Here is a 17,737-nt window from a genome sequence, read left to right on the forward strand (position 1 = left end):
CCCGGGAGGCCCGCGTTGGCGGGTTCCCGGCGAGAATGCGATAATGGCCGTTTGTGCGATAAGCACAAGCGGCCATTATCTTTTTCCGGCGCATCCGGCTCGTTGCCGTAGCGCCTGCCTCGGGAATCCCTTTAGATGCGCGTCTTCAACTTCTCCGCCGGACCGGCAGCATTGCCCGAAGAAGTGCTCCGCCAGGCCGCCGACGAAATGCTCGACTGGCACGGCAGCGGCATGGGCGTGATGGAAATGAGCCATCGCGGCCCGGAGTTCATGCAGATCCACAGCGAGGCGCTACTCGATCTGCGCGAGCTGATGCAGGTGCCGGCGAGCCACCAGATCCTGTTCCTGCAGGGCGGCGGCATTGGCGAGAACGCGATCGTTCCGCTGAACCTGTTCGGCACGAAGCCGCGCGCCGACTTCGTGATCACGGGCTCGTGGTCGCAGAAGTCGCAGAAGGAAGCGCTCAAATACGGCGCGGCGCATATCGCCGCGACGGGCCGCACCGAAGCGGGCTTCACGCATTCGCCGGCGCGCAGCGAATGGAAGCTCTCCGACGACCCGGCCTACGTGCACCTGTGCACGAACGAGACGATCGACGGCGTCGAGACTTTCGAGATTCCCGACCTGGGCGACATTCCGCTCGTGGCCGACGCCTCGTCGCACATCCTCTCGCGTCCGATGGACATCGCCAAATACGGCGTGCTCTACGGCGGCGCGCAGAAGAACATCGGCATGGCGGGCGTGACGGTCGTGATCGTGCGCGAAGACCTGCTCGACCGCGCGATGGCACTTTGCCCGTCGGCGTTCGAGTGGAAGACGGTTGCCGCGAACAATTCCATGTACAACACGCCGCCCACCTATGCGATCTATATCGCGGGGCTCGTGTTCAAGTGGCTCAAGCGCCAGGGTGGCCTCACGGCCATCGAGGCGCGCAATATCGAAAAAGCGCAGTTGCTCTACGACACGATCGACGCGAGCAGCTTCTATGTCAACAAGGTGGAGCGCCGCGCGCGCTCGCGGATGAACGTCCCGTTCTTCCTCGCCGACGAGACACGTAACGATGATTTCCTGGCCGGCGCGAAGGCGCGCGGGCTTCTGCAGCTGAAGGGCCACAAGTCCGTCGGCGGCATGCGGGCGTCGATTTACAACGCGGTGCCGCTCGAAGCAGTGCAGGCACTGGTCGAGTACATGAAGGAATTCGAAGCGAAGCACGCCTGACGAGGCCTCACGCCTTCAGTCGAGCGCGCGGCGCGCGTGCCGGCCCGGACGCATCCTGCTTGCCCGGGCCGTGCGCATCTCCTTTCAGATTGCCGGTTTCACGCATGGACGACGAACTCAATACACAACTCAAGCCGCTGCGCGAGCGCATCGACGCCATCGATGCCCAGCTCATCGCGCTCCTGAACCAGCGCGCGGCGGTCGCGCTCGAAGTGGGCGAAGTCAAGAAGCATTTCAACGCGCCCGTGTTTCGCCCGGAGCGCGAGCTTCAGGTAATCGAGCGCCTGCAGAACCTGAGCGCAGGCCCGCTCGGCAACGATCACATCAGCGCGATCTGGCGCGAGATCATGGCCGCGAGCCGCTCGCTCGAAAAGACAATTTCGGTCGCGTTCCTCGGACCGGTCGGCACCTATAGCGAGCAGGCGATGTACGGGTACTTCGGTCAGTCGATCGAGGGCCTCGCCTGTCCGTCCATCGACGAAGTGTTCCGCGCGGTCGAGGCGGGCGCCGCCGAGTTCGGCGTCGTGCCGGTCGAGAATTCGGCCGAAGGCGCGGTGTCGCGCTCGCTCGACCTGTTCCTGCAGACGCAGCTCGTGATCGGTGGCGAAATCGCGCTGCCGATCCAGCACAACCTGATGACGCAAAGCGGCAAGCTCGACGGCGTGACGCGCGTATGCGCGCACCCGCAGGCGCTTGCGCAATGCCAGCGCTGGCTCACGGCCAACGCGCCGCAACTGGAGCGCCACGCCGTCTCGAGCAATGCCGAGGCCGCGCGCCTCGCGTCGCAAGACCCGACGGTCGCGGCCATCGCCGGCGAGAGCGCGGCCACGCACTATGGCCTGCTGATCGCCAATGCGCTGATCCAGGACGACCCGCATAACCGCACGCGCTTCGTGATGATCGGCAAGCAGCCGGCGGGCGTGACGGGTCACGACCAGACTTCGATGATCGTCTCGGTGAAGAACGAGCCGGGCGCGGTCTACAAGCTGCTCGAGCCGCTCGCGCGCCATGGCGTGTCGATGACGCGCTTCGAGTCGCGTCCGGCGCGCGTCGGCACGTGGGAGTACTACTTCTACATCGACTTCGAAGGTCATCGCGACGATCCGGCCGTGGCTGCCGCGCTCGAAGAGTTGGGCAAGAAGGCCGCGTTCCTGAAGATTCTCGGTTCGTATCCGCGCGCGCGCTAAACACGGCGTATTCATTTTCGCCGCCGTTGTTTCGCTTTAACTACGCGCTTTTGCTTCGCGCTTTTCCTTCGCTTTCGCTTTAGCCGCGCGCCTCACGGCCGCGCGGCGGGCGAGGCCAGCAAGTTTCCTGCATGGGGTGAGTCCGTGCTTTGTGCGAACGCTCACCGGGACTGGAGAAACACGCATGACCACGCAATTCGGCCCTTCCTATGTGCGCGCCATCGCACCGTATGTCGCCGGCAAGCCGATTTCCGAAGTCGCCCGCGAGTTCGGCCTCGACGAGGCGCGCATCGTGAAGCTCGCGTCGAACGAGAATCCGCTCGGCGTGCCCGAGTCGGCGCAACGCGCCATCGCCAAGGCGGCAAGCGAGTTGGGCCGCTATCCGGATTCGAACGCATTCGAGTTGAAGGCCGCGCTCGCCGCGCGCTACGACGTGCCGCCCGAGTGGATCACGCTCGGCAACGGCAGCAACGACATCCTCGAAATGGCGGCGCATGCATTCGTCGAGCGCGGCCAGTCGATCGTCTATTCGCAGTATTCGTTCGCGGTCTACGCGCTCGCGACCCAGGGGCTCGGCGCGCGCCATCTCGTGACGCCGGCGGTGAAGTACGGCCACGATCTGGACGCCATGCTCGCCGCGATTGCCGACGACACGCGCCTCGTCTTCGTTGCGAATCCGAACAATCCGACGGGCACGTTCATCGACGGCGCCGCGCTCGAGGCATTCATCGCGAAGGTGCCGAGCCATGTCGCGGTGGTGCTCGACGAGGCCTACACCGAGTACCTCGCGGCGGACAAGCGCTACGACTCGATCGCGTGGGTGCGCCGCTATCCGAATCTGCTCGTCTCGCGCACGTTCTCGAAGGCGTATGGGCTGGCGGGTCTGCGCATCGGCTTCGCGATCGCGCAGCCCGAGCTGACCGATCTGCTCAACCGTCTGCGCCAGCCGTTCAATGTGAACACGCTCGCGCAAGCCGCGGCGATTGCGGCGCTCGGCGACACCGCCTTCCTCGAAAAGAGCGCGGCGCTCAATGCAGAAGGCTATCGCACGCTTACCGCCGCGTTCGAGCGCATGGGCCTCGAATATGTGCCGTCGGATGGCAATTTCGTGCTCGTGTGCGTAGCGAAGGACGACAAAGCGGACGACGCGGCCGGCGAGCGCGTCAATCTCGCATTGCTCAAGCAGGGCGTGATCGTGCGTCCGGTCGGCGGCTATGGCTTACCGCAGTGGCTGCGCGTGACCATCGGCCTGCCCGAGGAGAACGCGGCGTTCCTCGCAGCGCTCGAACGCGCGCTCGCTCCCGCATGAGCGCGCAATTTTTCTTTTTTCCGGTGATGGTGTGAGCGCGTTTTCCTTCAACAAGCTGGTGATTTTCGGCGTCGGCCTGATCGGCGGGTCGCTCGCGCGCGCGTTGCGCGAGCGTAATGGCGCCATGGGTCGGGTGATCGGCGTGGGCCGCCGTGCGCACTCGGTGGCGCGCGCGCTCGAACTGGGCGTGATCGACGCGTCCGCGACGCTCGACGACGAAGCGGCGCTGGCCGCGGCGCTCGAAGGCGCGGACCTCGTGCTGCTCGCGGCGCCTGTTGCGCAGACGCAGGCGCTGCTCGAGCGCATCGCGCCGCATCTCGAACCGCAGACCATCGTCACCGACGCTGGCAGCACCAAGGGCGACGTGATCGCCGCCGCACGCGCGGCGCTGGGCGCGCGCATCGGCCAGTTCGTGCCGGGGCATCCGATCGCGGGCCGCGAATCGAGCGGCGTCGAGGCGGCATTGCCTGACCTCTACGTGGGCCGCAATGTCGTGCTGTGCCCGCTCGAAGAGAACGCGCCCGAGGCGGTCGAGCGCATCGCCGCGATGTGGCGCGCCACGGGCGCCGTGATCGGCCAGATGCCGGCCGCTCAGCACGACCGCGTATTCGCGTCGGTGAGCCATCTGCCGCACGTGCTCTCGTTTGCGCTCGTCGACCAGATTCTGGCCACGCCCGACGCCGAATTGAAATTCTCGTTCGCCGCGGGCGGTTTCCGCGACTTCACGCGCATTGCCGCGTCGAGCCCCGAAATGTGGCGCGACGTCTGCCTCGCGAACCGCCCGGCGCTGCTGGCCGAGCTCGACGCCTACACTGAGGTGCTGGCGAAGCTGCGCGCGGCGATCGACGCCGGCGACGGCGACGCGCTCGAAACCGTGTTCGCGCGCTCGCGCGCGGCGCGCGAGGCATGGCAGGAACGCGGCGGCAAGCGCGCAGGCGGCGCGGCGGCAGGGGTTGCCCCAGCCGTCGGCAACGATGCCGCCGACGCGGCCCCCGGCAAGTAGGCAACAGTCATGTGGCGCGGCGCATCATCCTGAAGCCCGCCATCATCGAACTATCAGGACACGCTCATGGAATTCCTCGATCTCGGACCGTTCACCCGTGCGTCCGGCACGGTCCGCCTGCCTGGCTCGAAGAGCATCTCGAACCGCGTGCTGCTGCTCGCGGCGCTTGCCGAGGGCGAAACGACGATCACGAACCTGCTCGACTCCGATGACACGCGCGTGATGCTCGATGCGCTCGAAAAGCTCGGCGTGAAGCTCAAGCGCGAAGGCGACACCTGCGTCGTGCAGGGCACGCGCGGCGCGTTCACGGCGAAGCAGGCGGACCTGTTCCTCGGCAACGCAGGCACGGCGGTGCGCCCGCTCACGGCGGCGCTCGCGGTCAATGGCGGCGACTATCGCATCCATGGCGTGCCGCGCATGCACGAGCGGCCGATCGGCGACCTCGTCGACGGCCTGCGCCAGATCGGCGCGAAGATCGACTACGAGGAGAACGAGGGTTTTCCGCCGCTGCGCATCCGGCCGGCGCAAATCTCGGTCGATGCGCCCATCCGCGTGCGTGGCGACGTGTCGAGCCAGTTCCTCACCGCGCTCCTCATGACGCTGCCGCTCGTGCGCGCCCAGGGCGGCGTGAGCGTCGTCGAGGTGGAAGGCGAGCTGATCTCGAAGCCCTACATCGAGATCACGATCAAGCTGATGGAGCGCTTCGGCGTGAAGGTCGAGCGTCACGACTGGCACCGCTTCGAGGTGCCGGCGGGCGTGCGTTACCAGTCGCCGGGCAAGATCATGGTCGAGGGCGATGCCTCGTCGGCCTCGTACTTCCTCGCGGCGGGCGCCATCGGCGGCGGTCCGCTGCGCGTGGAAGGCGTGGGCCGCTCGAGCATCCAGGGCGACGTCGAGTTCGCGGCCGCGCTCATGCGCATGGGCGCGAACGTGACGGTGGCCGACGACTGGATCGAGGTGCGCGGCATCGGCAACGATCACGGCAAGCTCGACCCCATCGACATGGACTTCAACCTGATCCCCGATGCGGCGATGACCATCGCCGTGGCGGCGCTCTTCGCCGATGGCGCGACCACGCTGCGCAACATCGCGAGCTGGCGCGTGAAGGAGACGGACCGCATCGCGGCGATGGCCACCGAATTGCGAAAAGTGGGCGCCGATGTGGAAGAGGGCCCCGACTACCTGGTCGTGCGTCCGCCCGAGAAACTCACGCCTAACGCCGCGATCGACACCTACGACGATCACCGCATGGCCATGTGCTTCTCGCTCGTGAGCCTCGGCGGCGTGCCGGTGCGCATTAACGACCCGAAGTGCGTCGGCAAGACGTTCCCCGATTATTTCGAGCGCTTCCTCGCGCTCGCACAACCTTGATTCCTCCGCAGCCGAATTCCTTTGCCGCATGAAACCGACCCGTCCCTTTTATCCGACGCCCGTGATCGCAATCGACGGCCCGACCGCCTCCGGCAAGGGCACGGTGGCCACGCTGGTGGCCGCGCATCTCGGCTTTCACCTGCTCGACAGCGGCGCGCTGTACCGGCTCGCCGCGCTCGCGAGCGTGCGCTACGCGATTGCGGCCGATGACGCCGACGGGCTGGCCAAGCTGATCGACGATCTCCACATCACGTTCCGCGAAGGCCTCGCGCAGCTCGACGGCGTTGACGTTTCGAACGAAATCCGCGCCGAGGAAGTGGGCAACCGGGCCTCCGTGATCGCCGCGCATGGTTCCGTGCGCACCGCGCTGGTGGCCCGTCAGCGGGCGTTCCGCAAGCTTCCGGGACTCGTCGCGGACGGCCGCGACATGGGCACCGTGATCTTCCCGGACGCCGACCTGAAGGTGTTCCTGACGGCCAGCGTGGAGGCCCGCGCGGCCCGCCGGCATAAGCAATTGATCCAAAAAGGTTTTTCTGCTAATATGGATGACTTGCTCCGGGATTTGCGTGAACGCGACGCGCGCGACAGTAATCGCGCTGCCGCGCCGCTCAAGCCCGCAGCGGATGCGAAGCTGCTGGATACCTCGGCGCTGTCCATCGACCAGGCGGTCGAACAGGTCGTGCAGTGGTATCAGGAGTCGAGCGAACTGCGGCCGGTGCGCCATCCCGATGGCCACGGCAAATCGCAGTAAGAAGCAGTCGTTGTTGTAAGTGTTGGTGCCCTGCTGGGAAGCGGGGCGTTCGTTAAACCCTTTAACCCCGTATGGCTTTTGCATCTGTGCCGCGAGCGTAAGCGTTCCGGCCTCAACGCACCACCGGTCAAGACTGGCCAAAGGTGCAGCGAAAACCATGCAAATCCAGATTTTTATGTCCGACCTGCAAACCTCCACCCCCAATACCGAATCTTTCGCGGCTCTGTTCGAAGAGTCGCTGACCCGCCAGGACATGCGCGCCGGCGAAGTCATCTCCGCTGAAGTCGTGCGCGTCGACCACAACTTCGTGGTCGTCAACGCTGGCCTGAAGTCCGAGGCCTATATTCCCATCGAGGAATTCCTGAACGACCAGGGCGAAGTGGAGGTTCAGGCGGGCGATTTCGTTTCCGTCGCGATCGACGCGCTGGAAAACGGCTACGGCGACACCATCCTGTCGCGCGACAAGGCGAAGCGTCTCGCTTCGTGGCTGTCGCTGGAAAAGGCTCTCGACAACAACGAACTCGTGACCGGCACGATCACGGGCAAGGTCAAGGGCGGCATGACCGTCATGGTCAACGGCATCCGCGCGTTCCTGCCGGGTTCGCTCGTCGACACGCGTCCGGTCAAGGACACGACGCCGTACGAAGGCAAGACGCTCGAATTCCGCGTCATCAAGCTCGACCGCAAGCGTAACAACGTCGTGCTGTCGCGCCGCGCAGTGATCGAAGCCACCCAAGGCGAAGAGCGCGCAAAGCTGCTCGAAACGCTGAAGGAAGGCGCGATCGTCAACGGCGTGGTCAAGAACATCACCGACTACGGCGCGTTCGTGGACCTCGGCGGCATCGACGGCCTGCTGCACATCACCGACATCGCATGGCGTCGCGTGCGTCACCCGAGCGAAGTTCTCTCGGTTGGCCAGGAAGTCACCGCGAAGATCCTCAAGTTCGACCAGGAAAAGAACCGCGTTTCGCTCGGTATCAAGCAACTGGGCGACGATCCGTGGGAAGGCATCTCGCGCCGTTACCCGTCGGGCACGCGCCTGTTCGGCAAGGTCACGAACATCACCGACTACGGCGCGTTCGTCGAAGTCGAATCGGGCATCGAAGGCCTGGTTCACGTGTCGGAAATGGACTGGACCAACAAGAACGTTGCTCCGTCGAAGGTTGTCCAGCTGGGCGACGAAGTCGAAGTCATGGTCCTCGAGATCGACGAAGACCGCCGCCGCATCTCGCTCGGCATGAAGCAGTGCAAGCCGAATCCGTGGGATGACTTCAGCCGCAACTTCAAGAAGGGCGACAAGCTGCAAGGCGCAATCAAGTCGATCACCGACTTCGGCGTCTTCATCGGTCTGCCTGGCGGCATCGACGGCCTCGTCCACCTTTCGGACCTGTCGTGGTCGGAAACGGGCGAAGAAGCCGTTCGCAAGTACAAGAAGGGCGACGAAGTCGAAGCCGTGGTTCTGGGCATCGACGTCGAGAAGGAACGCATCTCGCTCGGCATCAAGCAGCTCGAAGGCGACCCGTTCAGCAACTTCGTCGCGATCAACGACAAGGGCGCAACGGTCGACGGCGTCGTGAAGTCGGTGGACGCGAAGGGTGCGGTCATCACGCTGACGGCGGACGTCGAAGGCTACCTGCGTGCTTCGGAAATCGCGCAAGACCGCGTGGAAGATGCTCGCAACGTGCTGAAGGAAGGCGACAAGGTCAACGCGATGATCATCAACATCGATCGCAAGTCGCGTGGCATCAACCTGTCGATCAAGGCCAAGGATTCGGCTGAGACGCAGGAAGCGCTGCGCAGCATGTCGGCTGATTCGGGTCAGGCTGCTACCGGCACGACCAACCTCGGCGCGCTGCTCAAGGCCAAGCTCGACGGCCAGAACCAGTAAGCCTCAAACGGGGGCAAGCTGAAGTATGACCAAATCTGAATTGGTCGCGCAGCTGGCTACGCGATTTCCGCAACTGGTTCTCAAGGATGCGGATTTCGCGGTCAAGACGATGCTCGATGCGATGTCCGAGGCGCTTGCCAAGGGCCATCGCATCGAAATTCGCGGCTTTGGCAGCTTCGGCCTGAATCGTCGGCCGTCGCGCGTGGGACGCAATCCCAAGTCGGGTGAAAAGGTGCTGGTGCCTGAGAAGTTCGTGCCGCATTTCAAGCCGGGCAAGGAGTTGCGCGAGCGCGTGGACCGTAATTCGGGCGAGCCGCTGAAGGCAGACGAGCCGGACGACGATCTGTAAGCGCCGCAGGGGTTTTGCAGCGGTTGCAGCCGTTGGCGGTCAATGCCAGATGGCCAGTGCATGGACCGGAAAAAGCGCAGGGTTTTTCGAAACCCGGCGCTTTTTTTTCGTCCACAGTTTTGAGTGGGTGGCGGCCTCCCCGGGAGCGGCCTTGCGCGCGCATATTGCCCGCGCGCGGCTTGCGGCTTCGCGCACGTGCCGGCTCGCAAGCCGTTCCATTACAATACGGGACACTTCGGCGCGGCCGATGCTGCGGTGCGGCAGACAACCCGCACCGGCGCTTCTTTCCTGTAACTGCCAAGAGAATCCTTCATGAGATTGATCGCCTGGGTGATCCGTGTGCTGGTTTTCGTACTGCTGCTCGTGCTTGCACTGGGCAATACGGATCCCGCGACGCTGCACTTCCTGGCCGGCTATTCGTGGCAGGCTCCGTTGATCCTGATCGGCCTCGCGTTCTTCGTGGTCGGGCTGCTGGCCGGGCTGCTCTCGGCGCTGCCGCCCCTGTTCCGGCTACGCATGGAGAACGGCCGCTTGAAGCGCGATCTGCGCAGCGCGAAGGAAACGCCGGCGACGCCCGTGGAACCGCCGCTGCCGCCGCTCATTTGATTCGAATTGCCGTGCCGTGTGTCGCAGATGTCTCATAGGCGCTTGCCAGGCGCTTTATAGATATCCGCGGCGCGCGGCCCGATTACCGCTCATACCATCGCTCGCATGGATCTCGATTTTTGGTGGCTGCTCGTCATTCCCGTCGCGTTTGCGCTCGGCTGGGTGGCGTCGCGCTACGACCTGAAGGCGCTGCTGTCCGAAAGCGCCAACCTGCCGCGTTCTTATTTCCGCGGCCTGAACTTCCTGCTCAACGAGCAGCCCGATAAGGCCATCGACGCTTTCATCGAGGTCGCCAAGCTCGACCCGGAAACCGTCGAGCTGCACTTCGCGCTCGGCAACCTGTTTCGCCGCCGCGGCGAGACCGATCGCGCGATTCGCGTGCACCAGAACCTGTTGTCGCGCTCGGACCTGCCCGTGAACGAGCGCGATCACGCGCTCTATGAGCTCGGCCAGGACTTCCTGAAAGCCGGCATGCTCGATCGCGCCGAAGAGACGTTCAGCATGCTCAAGTCCGGTGACTACGCGCAGGGCGCGCAGCGCGCGCTGCTCACCATCTACGAGATCGAAAAGGACTGGAACCGCTCGATCGAGACCGCGCGCCTGCTCGAAACCATGGGTGCGCCGTCGCTCGACCTCGAAATCGCGCAGTTCCATTGCGAGCTCGCACAGGAGGCGCTGCAGCGCAAGAGCCCCGACGAGGCGCGGCGCCAGCTCGCGCTCGCGCTCAAGGCCAATGAGCAGAACGTGCGCGCGACGATACTCGGGGGCGACGTGGATGCCGCGAGCGGCGACTGGCCAGCCGCGCTCGCGCAGTGGAAGCGCGTCGAGGCGCAGAATCCCGCCTATCTGCCGCTGGTGGCCGAGAAGGTCATGAAGGGCTACGAGGCGCTGGATCGCGCGCAGGAGGGGGCGCAACTGCTCACCGAATGGGTCGACCGCCATTCCTCGAACGATCTGCTCGACGTCGCCTATAAATACGTTGCCGAGCTGAGCGGCACAGACGCGGCCCACACGCTCGCCCGCACGCAGATGCAGAAGTCGCCGAACCTCGCTGGGATGACGCGTTTGCTCGAAGCGCAGCAGGCCAGCGCCGAAGAGCCGCGCCGCAGCGAGCTCGAGCTCATGCGCAAGCTGATCCAGCAGCGCACCAAGAATCTGCCACGTTACACGTGCCAGAACTGTGGCTTCCGGGCGCGCCTGTTCTACTGGCAGTGCCCCGGCTGCAGCGGCTGGGAAACCTATGCGCCGCGCCGCGTCGAGCCCATCCCGGCATCGAGCTGATGCGCGAGGCACCCAACTTGAAGGCGCATGGCGCGCGCGTCTGCGCGGCCACACGCCGACGCCACTGAGCGAGCGGGCGCCGTCTGCCGGGTGCGCAGCGGCGCCTATGCAACACCCCTTTCCGAATCTGTCACCGGAGCGCGTATGAAAATCACCATTATCGGTACCGGCTACGTCGGCCTCGTCACCGGGGCGTGCCTTGCCGAAATCGGTCACGACGTGTTCTGTCTCGACGTCGATCCGCGCAAGATCGACATCCTGAACGGCGGCGGCGTGCCGATCCACGAACCGGGTCTGCTCGAGCTCATCCAGCGCAACCGCAAGGCGCGCCGCATCACGTTTTCCACCGACGTCGCTGCGAGCGTCGAGCATGGCGAGGTCCAGTTCATCGCCGTGGGCACGCCGCCCGACGAAGACGGCTCGGCGGACCTGCAGTACGTGCTCGAAGCCGCGCGCAGCATCGGCCGGTACATGAACGGCTTCAAGGTGATCGTCGACAAGTCGACGGTGCCCGTGGGCACCGCCCAGCGCGTGCAGGACGTGCTCGCCGAGGAGCTCGCCAAACGCGGCCTCGGCGCGAGCAACCAGCACCGCTTCTCGGTGGTCTCGAATCCCGAGTTCCTGAAGGAGGGCGCGGCCGTCGACGACTTCATGCGCCCGGACCGCATCATCATCGGCATCGACGAAGATGCGAACGGGGAGCTCGCGCGCGAAAAGATGAAGCGCCTCTACGCGCCGTTCAACCGCAACCACGAGCGCACGATCTACATGGACGTGCGCTCGGCCGAATTCACGAAGTACGCGGCCAATGCCATGCTCGCAACGCGCATCTCGTTCATGAACGAGATGGCGAATCTCGCCGACCGCGTGGGCGCCGACATCGAGTCGGTGCGCCGCGGGATCGGCTCCGATCCGCGCATCGGCTATCACTTTCTTTACGCGGGCTGCGGCTACGGCGGCTCCTGCTTCCCGAAGGACGTGCAGGCGCTGATCCGCACGGCCGCCGAGTCGGGCCAGCACCTGCGCATCCTGGAAGCGGTCGAGGACGTGAACCACGGCCAGAAGGACGTGCTCGTCGACAAGATCGTGAAGTCGATGGGCGCGGACCTCACGGGCAAGCACTTCGCGGTCTGGGGTCTCGCCTTCAAGCCGAACACCGACGACATGCGCGAGGCGCCGAGCCGCCGCCTGATCGCCGAGCTGCTCGCGCGTGGCGCGACGGTCTCAGCCTACGATCCGGTGGCCACCGACGAAGCGCGGCGCGTGTTCGCGCTCGATCTCGCCAACGCGCCGGATCAGCACGCGCGCCTCTCCTTCGCGGCGAGCCAGGACGACACGCTCGCGGGCGCGGATGCGCTCGTGATCGTCACCGAATGGACGGCATTCAAGGCCCCCGACTTCGAGTATCTGAAAGAGGAGCTGAAGGCGCCGCGCATCTTCGACGGACGCAACCTCTATGAGCCGGACGCGATGGCGGAGCTCGGTTTTGACTATCACTCGATTGGACGGCCTCATGTCAAACTCGTCAAGCAAGCAAGCGATGCAACCCCCGCAGCCTGAGAACGCGACGCTCGCACCCGCGGTGACGGTCGTCCCGCGCGAGCGGTTCGCCGCCTCGCGCGTGCTGGTGGTGGGCGACGTGATGCTCGACCGCTACTGGTTCGGCGACGTCAACCGTATCTCGCCGGAGGCGCCGGTGCCCGTGGTGCACGTGCAGCGCCAGGAAGACCGCCTTGGCGGCGCGGCCAACGTCGCGCGCAACGCGGCGGCGCTCGGCGCGAGTGCGGGGCTGCTGTGCGTGGTGGGGCATGACGAGCCGGGCGAGCGCATCGTCGAACTGCTCGGCGAGAGCCATGTGAACGCGTATCTCGAGCGCGATCCCGCGCTGCCCACCACGATCAAGTTGCGCGTGCTCTCGCGTCAGCAACAGCTACTGCGCGTGGACTTCGAAAAGTCGCCGACGCATGAGGCATTGCTCGCGGGACTCGCGCGCTTCGACGCACTGCTGCCCACCCATGACGTGATCCTCATGTCCGACTACGCCAAGGGTGGCCTCACGCACGTCACGCAGATGATCTCGAAGGCGCGCGCCGCGGGTAAATCGGTGCTGGTCGATCCAAAAGGCGACGACTGGGAGCGCTATCGCGGCGCGAGCATCATCACGCCGAACCGCGCGGAGCTGCGCGAAGTGGTGGGCACCTGGAAGTCCGAAGCAGATCTGCTCGCGCGCGTGACGAAGCTGCGCCACGAATTGCAGTTCGACGCGCTGCTGCTCACGCGCTCGGAGGAGGGTATGACGCTCTTTTCCAATGACGGCGTGCTGCACGCGCCGGCCGTCGCACGCGAAGTGTATGATGTCTCGGGTGCCGGCGACACCGTGATCGCGACCGTCGCGGCCTCGCTGGGCGCGGGCCTGTCGCTCGTCGAGGCCGTTGCGCTCGCGAACCGCGCCGCCGGTATCGTGGTCGGCAAGCTCGGCACCGCCACCGTCGACTACGACGAACTCTTTCAATGACGTTCCGCGGGTCGCCGCGCTGCTGAACTCCATGAGCGCAATGAGCGTGGCTACTCGACGGGCGCGGTGAGGCAGGGATTTCCGGAGAGTTTTCCCGGCCTCGCGTGAACCTCTTCACCGCAGAACTATCATGACCCTCATTGTGACCGGCGCGGCCGGCTTCATCGGCAGCAACATCGTCAAGGCGCTGAACGAACGCGGCGAAGACCGCATCATCGCCGTCGACAATCTCACCCGCGCAGACAAGTTCAAGAATCTCGTCGATTGCGAGATCGACGATTACCTCGACAAGACCGAGTTCGTCGAGCGCTTTGCGCGCGGCGATTTCGGCAAAGTGCGCGCGGTGTTCCACGAAGGCGCCTGTTCGGACACCATGGAAACCGACGGCCGCTACATGATGGACAACAACTTCCGCTATAGCCGCGCGGTGCTCGACACCTGCCTCGCGCAGCGCACGCAGTTTCTCTATGCGTCGTCGGCCGCGATTTACGGCGGGTCGAGCCGTTTCGTCGAAGACCGCGAAGTGGAAGCGCCGCTGAATGTCTACGGCTATTCGAAGTTCCTGTTCGACCAGGTGATCCGCCGCGTGCTGCCCACCGCGCAAAGCCAGATTGCGGGCTTTCGCTACTTCAACGTGTACGGTGCGCGCGAGACGCATAAAGGCCGCATGGCTTCGGTGGCGTTCCATAACTTCAACCAGTTCCGCGCCGAAGGCCGCGTGAAGCTGTTCGGCGAGTACAACGGCTATGCGCCGGGCGAGCAGACGCGCGACTTCGTTTCCGTCGAAGACGTCGTGAAGGTCAACCTGTTCTTCTTCGATCATCCCGAGAAGACCGGCATCTTCAATCTCGGCAGTGGCCGTGCCCAGCCGTTCAACGACATCGCGAGCACGGTGGTCAACACGCTGCGCGTGATGGAAGGCAAGGGCGCGCTCACGCTCGAAGAGCAGGTGCAGCAGGGGCTCATCGAGTACATCGCGTTCCCCGACGCGCTGCGCGGCAAGTACCAGTGCTTCACGCAGGCCGATCTCGGCAAGCTGCGCGCCGCGGGCTACGATGCGCCGTTCCTTACGGTGCAAGAGGGTGTGGACCGCTACGTGCGTTGGCTGTCCGGCCAGGTGTAAGCGAAGGCCGCGTCTCCCTAAACTGGACTCTCCTCGCCGGCGATGGTCGCCGGCGTTGGGCATCAACGGAGATCCAGCATGATCAAGAAATTGCTCGCCGCGGCAGCGCTCGTTGCCGCATTCGGCCAGGTGTTCGCGGCCGTGGACGTCAACACGGCCAACGAGGACGCGCTGCGCGGCATCAAGGGCATCGGGCCCGCGCGCGCCAAGGCCATACTCGACGAGCGCGGGGCACATGGGCCGTTCAAGGACGCGTCCGATCTCGGCAAGCGTGTGAAGGGCCTCGGTGGTCACACCGTCGAACGTTTGCAGGCCGAAGGATTGTCGGTCGGGCCTGCGAATGCGCAGGCGGCGCAATCGACGCAGTCGACCCAAGCGGCGGCGGCACAGGCCGGCGCGAAGAGTGCCCCTGCGAAGGCCGGAGCCACGCAGCCGCAAGGCGCAACGGTGGTCGTCAAGAAGTAGTGCTCGCCGCGTCTTCGTATCGTGTCACATCCGTGCGACCGACTGGGGCGATCGCCAGCAGCGGTTGCACGGCTCCCCGCGATTCGCGGGACCAGTTTCCTTCAGGTGTCGCTGCGGCGACGTTGACCCGCGGCCCGGGCCGCGGGCTTTTTGCGGGCCTCGCGTGCCGGCTCCGGATTGGGCGTGGAGCAGGGCGGCAAAGCGAGCCCTGGCGGACATCCCTTAAGTCTTCAGGGGTCGCCAGCGCTGGGTGGCCGCGTGGTTTAGAATCCAAAAATCGTCCAATCACGCCAGACCGGCGCCCGACCGCCATTACTTATGCCATACAAGACCATTGAAGACACGATTGGCAACACGCCGCTCGTGCAGCTCGTCCGCTTGCCCGACGACGAGATTCGCGCCCGCAACAACGTCGTGCTGGCCAAGCTCGAAGGCAATAATCCGGCGGGCTCGGTGAAGGACCGGCCGGCGCTTTCGATGATCCGCAAGGCCGAAGAACGTGGCCGCATCAAGCCGGGCGATACGCTGATCGAAGCCACGAGCGGCAACACCGGCATCGCGCTGGCCATGGCCGCCGCGATTCGCGGCTACAAGATGATTCTGATCATGCCCGAGGACCTGTCGGTCGAGCGTCGCCAGAGCATGGCCGCCTACGGCGCCGAGATCATGCTCACGCCCGTAAAGGGCGGCATGGAATACGCGCGCGATCTCGCCGAGCAGATGCAGCGCGACGGCAAGGGCATCATCCTCGACCAGTTCGCCAACCCCGACAATCCGCTGGCGCATTACGAGGGCACGGGTCCGGAAATCTGGCGCGAGACCGAAGGACGCATCACGCACTTCGTCTCGTCGATGGGCACGACGGGCACGATCATGGGCACGTCGCTGTATCTGAAAGAGCAGAATCCGGCGATTGAGATCGTCGGCGCGCAGCCCGAAGAGGGCTCGCGCATTCCCGGCATCCGCAAGTGGCCGGAAGCCTACATGCCGAAGATCTTCGATCGCAGCCGCGTGGACCGTGTTGAGAACGTGAGCCAGGCTGCTGCTGAAGCGATGGCGCGCCGGCTCGCATCGGTGGAGGGCATCTTCGCGGGGATTTCGTCGGGCGGCGCGTGCGAGGTGGCCATACGTCTCGCGCGTCAGGTCGAGAATGCGACGATCGTGTTCATCGTCTGCGACCGTGGCGACCGTTATCTGTCGACGGGTGTGTTTCCGGCCTGATTGTGGCCTGAATATCGGCATGAATTCCGGCATGAATTCCGGCCGTCTTTCCAGGCGAGTCTTCCAGGCGAGTCTTCCAGGCCGGACGGTAAGGGCCGAATCCGGCGCCTGAACTGAAAACGGGCGGCGTGTCTCTCGTGAGACGCGCCGCCCGTTGTGCTTTGCGCAGGGGCGTCGTTCGTCAGTGGCACTTATTGCCGCTGTGCCTGCCGCTGCGTCGACTGCGCGCCGCCGTTCGAGCCGACGCCGTTCGTCGCGAGCATCTGCGCCTTTACGCGTTCGCCAAGCTGGTAGACCGCGAGCGCGTAGAAGAAGCTGCGGTTGTAGCGCGTGAGCACGTAGAAGTTTTTCAGCCCCAGCATGTACTCCGTCGGCCGCCCAGGCGTGGGCAGGTCGACGACCGTGACCGGCGTGCCGCCCTCGGCGGCGAGATCCACATTCGGCTCGTTCAGGGCAAGGCCCGAGCGCAGCAGTTGCCCGAGCGGCAGGCGCGGTTCGGGCTTGCCATCGGCGGCGGCTTGCGCGATGCCCTGGCTGCCCGCATCGTCGGCGATCTTCCACACTACAGGGCGGCCCGGTTCCCAGCCATTCTGCTTCAGATAGTTCGCGACGCTGCCGATCGCGTCGGCCGGGCTATTGCGCAGGTCGATATGGTGATCGCCCTCGTAATCGACCGCGTATTGCACGATGCTGCTCGGCAGGAACTGCGGAATGCCGATCGCGCCCGTGTACGAGCCGAGCACCGAGCTCGGATCGATCTCGGAGCCGCGCGTCCACACCAGATAGTCTTCGAGGTTCTTGCGGAACGTCGCCATGCGGTCGGCGCGATTGGGCGTGTTCGGATAATCGAAGGCGAGCGTGGTGAGCGCGTCGAGCACGCGGAAGTTGCCCATGTAGCGCCCGTAAATCGTCTCCACGCCGATGATGCCGACGATCACCTCGGGCGGCACGCCGAACTCATCGGCGGCACGTTGCAGCGTGGCCTGGTTCGCGCGCCAGAAGCGCACCCCCGCGTTGATGCGCACCGGGTCGAGAAAACGTGCCTGGTAGGCGCGCCAGTTCTTCGCGCTCGGCGTGGGCGAGGGCGTGACGAGCTTCACGGCCGTGGCCGAATAGCTCACGGTCGAGAACAGCGCGTGCAGCGCGTCGGCATTGAAGTCGTAGCGCGCGACCATGTCGTTGATGAACGCGTCGACATTGGCGTTGTTCACGTAGCGCTGCGGAACGATTTCCTCTTCGAACGTCTGGCCTTGCGTGGCGCTTTGCGGCGGCACCTGGGTGGGCTGCGCGGGCGCCGCTTGCGTCGTCTGCGGCGCTTTGTTCGCCTGGGCCGGTTGCATCGATTTCGTCGATTGCGCCTGCTCGGCGCATGCGGACAGCATTGCCGCGGCGCAAAGCGCGAGCGCGAAAGACTTGATGCGCGGTTGGCTGAAGGCGGGTGAAACGGACG

The 17,737-nt window shown here is 65.2% G+C and carries 16 protein-coding genes; 15 read left to right on the plus strand and 1 reads right to left on the minus strand.

Features of this window, described 5'->3' with window-relative positions; translation table 11 throughout:
- Window positions 1-135: 135 nt before the first annotated feature.
- From serC to cysM, 15 genes are all read left to right on the plus strand, one after another.
- Window positions 136-1,218, plus strand: a complete 1,083-nt coding sequence (gene serC / locus E1956_RS07385; protein WP_134748025.1) for a 3-phosphoserine/phosphohydroxythreonine transaminase — start codon at window positions 136-138, stop codon at window positions 1,216-1,218.
- Window positions 1,219-1,322: 104 nt separating this feature from the next.
- Window positions 1,323-2,405: a prephenate dehydratase gene (gene pheA, locus E1956_RS07390; RefSeq protein WP_134748026.1), complete on the plus strand. Its 1,083-nt coding sequence runs from the start codon at window positions 1,323-1,325 to the stop codon at window positions 2,403-2,405.
- A gap of 184 nt (window positions 2,406-2,589) precedes the next feature.
- Window positions 2,590-3,714: a histidinol-phosphate transaminase gene (hisC, locus tag E1956_RS07395; protein ID WP_134748027.1), complete on the plus strand. Its 1,125-nt coding sequence runs from the start codon at window positions 2,590-2,592 to the stop codon at window positions 3,712-3,714.
- A gap of 31 nt (window positions 3,715-3,745) precedes the next feature.
- Window positions 3,746-4,717, plus strand: a complete 972-nt coding sequence (locus E1956_RS07400; RefSeq protein WP_134748028.1) for a prephenate dehydrogenase — start codon at window positions 3,746-3,748, stop codon at window positions 4,715-4,717.
- 66 nt (window positions 4,718-4,783) lie between these two features.
- Window positions 4,784-6,088 (plus strand): 3-phosphoshikimate 1-carboxyvinyltransferase, encoded by a 1,305-nt coding sequence (gene aroA / locus E1956_RS07405; protein ID WP_134748029.1) that lies wholly within the window; start codon window positions 4,784-4,786, stop codon window positions 6,086-6,088.
- A 28-nt stretch (window positions 6,089-6,116) separates the two neighbouring features.
- Complete coding sequence (gene cmk, locus E1956_RS07410; protein ID WP_134748030.1) at window positions 6,117-6,839, plus strand: (d)CMP kinase; 723 nt, start codon at window positions 6,117-6,119, stop codon at window positions 6,837-6,839.
- Window positions 6,840-6,996: 157 nt separating this feature from the next.
- Window positions 6,997-8,727 carry a 30S ribosomal protein S1 gene (rpsA, locus tag E1956_RS07415; protein ID WP_028215904.1) on the plus strand — a complete coding sequence of 577 codons (1,731 nt, stop codon included), beginning with the start codon at window positions 6,997-6,999 and terminating at the stop codon, window positions 8,725-8,727.
- Between the two features lie 25 nt (window positions 8,728-8,752).
- A complete protein-coding gene (locus tag E1956_RS07420) occupies window positions 8,753-9,076 on the plus strand; it encodes an integration host factor subunit beta (protein ID WP_027817382.1) in 324 nt (107 codons plus the stop codon).
- A 312-nt stretch (window positions 9,077-9,388) separates the two neighbouring features.
- Window positions 9,389-9,682 (plus strand): lipopolysaccharide assembly protein LapA domain-containing protein, encoded by a 294-nt coding sequence (locus E1956_RS07425; RefSeq protein ID WP_134748031.1) that lies wholly within the window; start codon window positions 9,389-9,391, stop codon window positions 9,680-9,682.
- A 105-nt stretch (window positions 9,683-9,787) separates the two neighbouring features.
- Entirely contained in the window at window positions 9,788-10,963 is a 1,176-nt protein-coding gene (lapB, locus tag E1956_RS07430) for a lipopolysaccharide assembly protein LapB (RefSeq protein ID WP_134748032.1), read from the plus strand.
- 144 nt (window positions 10,964-11,107) lie between these two features.
- The gene (locus tag E1956_RS07435; RefSeq protein WP_134748033.1) at window positions 11,108-12,523 is read left to right on the plus strand and encodes a UDP-glucose dehydrogenase family protein; all 1,416 of its coding nucleotides are present in this window, start codon (window positions 11,108-11,110) and stop codon (window positions 12,521-12,523) included.
- Window positions 12,504-13,478, plus strand: coding sequence for a D-glycero-beta-D-manno-heptose-7-phosphate kinase (gene rfaE1 / locus E1956_RS07440; RefSeq protein WP_232071322.1), 975 nt, complete (start codon window positions 12,504-12,506; stop codon window positions 13,476-13,478). The genes E1956_RS07435 and rfaE1 overlap by 20 nt, the downstream gene beginning before the upstream one ends.
- Window positions 13,479-13,608: 130 nt before the next feature.
- Window positions 13,609-14,601: an ADP-glyceromanno-heptose 6-epimerase gene (gene rfaD / locus E1956_RS07445; protein WP_134748035.1), complete on the plus strand. Its 993-nt coding sequence runs from the start codon at window positions 13,609-13,611 to the stop codon at window positions 14,599-14,601.
- 78 nt (window positions 14,602-14,679) lie between these two features.
- The gene (locus E1956_RS07450; protein WP_134748036.1) at window positions 14,680-15,066 is read left to right on the plus strand and encodes a ComEA family DNA-binding protein; all 387 of its coding nucleotides are present in this window, start codon (window positions 14,680-14,682) and stop codon (window positions 15,064-15,066) included.
- Window positions 15,067-15,384: 318 nt separating this feature from the next.
- Window positions 15,385-16,287, plus strand: coding sequence for a cysteine synthase CysM (cysM, locus tag E1956_RS07455; RefSeq protein ID WP_134748037.1), 903 nt, complete (start codon window positions 15,385-15,387; stop codon window positions 16,285-16,287).
- A 191-nt stretch (window positions 16,288-16,478) separates the two neighbouring features.
- Here the strand turns inward: cysM and mltB are convergent, their stop codons facing one another.
- Window positions 16,479-17,669 carry a lytic murein transglycosylase B gene (gene mltB, locus E1956_RS07460; RefSeq protein ID WP_134750426.1) on the minus strand — a complete coding sequence of 397 codons (1,191 nt, stop codon included), beginning with the start codon at window positions 17,667-17,669 and terminating at the stop codon, window positions 16,479-16,481.
- Window positions 17,670-17,737: the final 68 nt, after the last annotated feature.

This window comes from Paraburkholderia pallida, assembly GCF_004524855.1.
GTDB lineage: Bacteria > Pseudomonadota > Gammaproteobacteria > Burkholderiales > Burkholderiaceae > Paraburkholderia > Paraburkholderia oxyphila.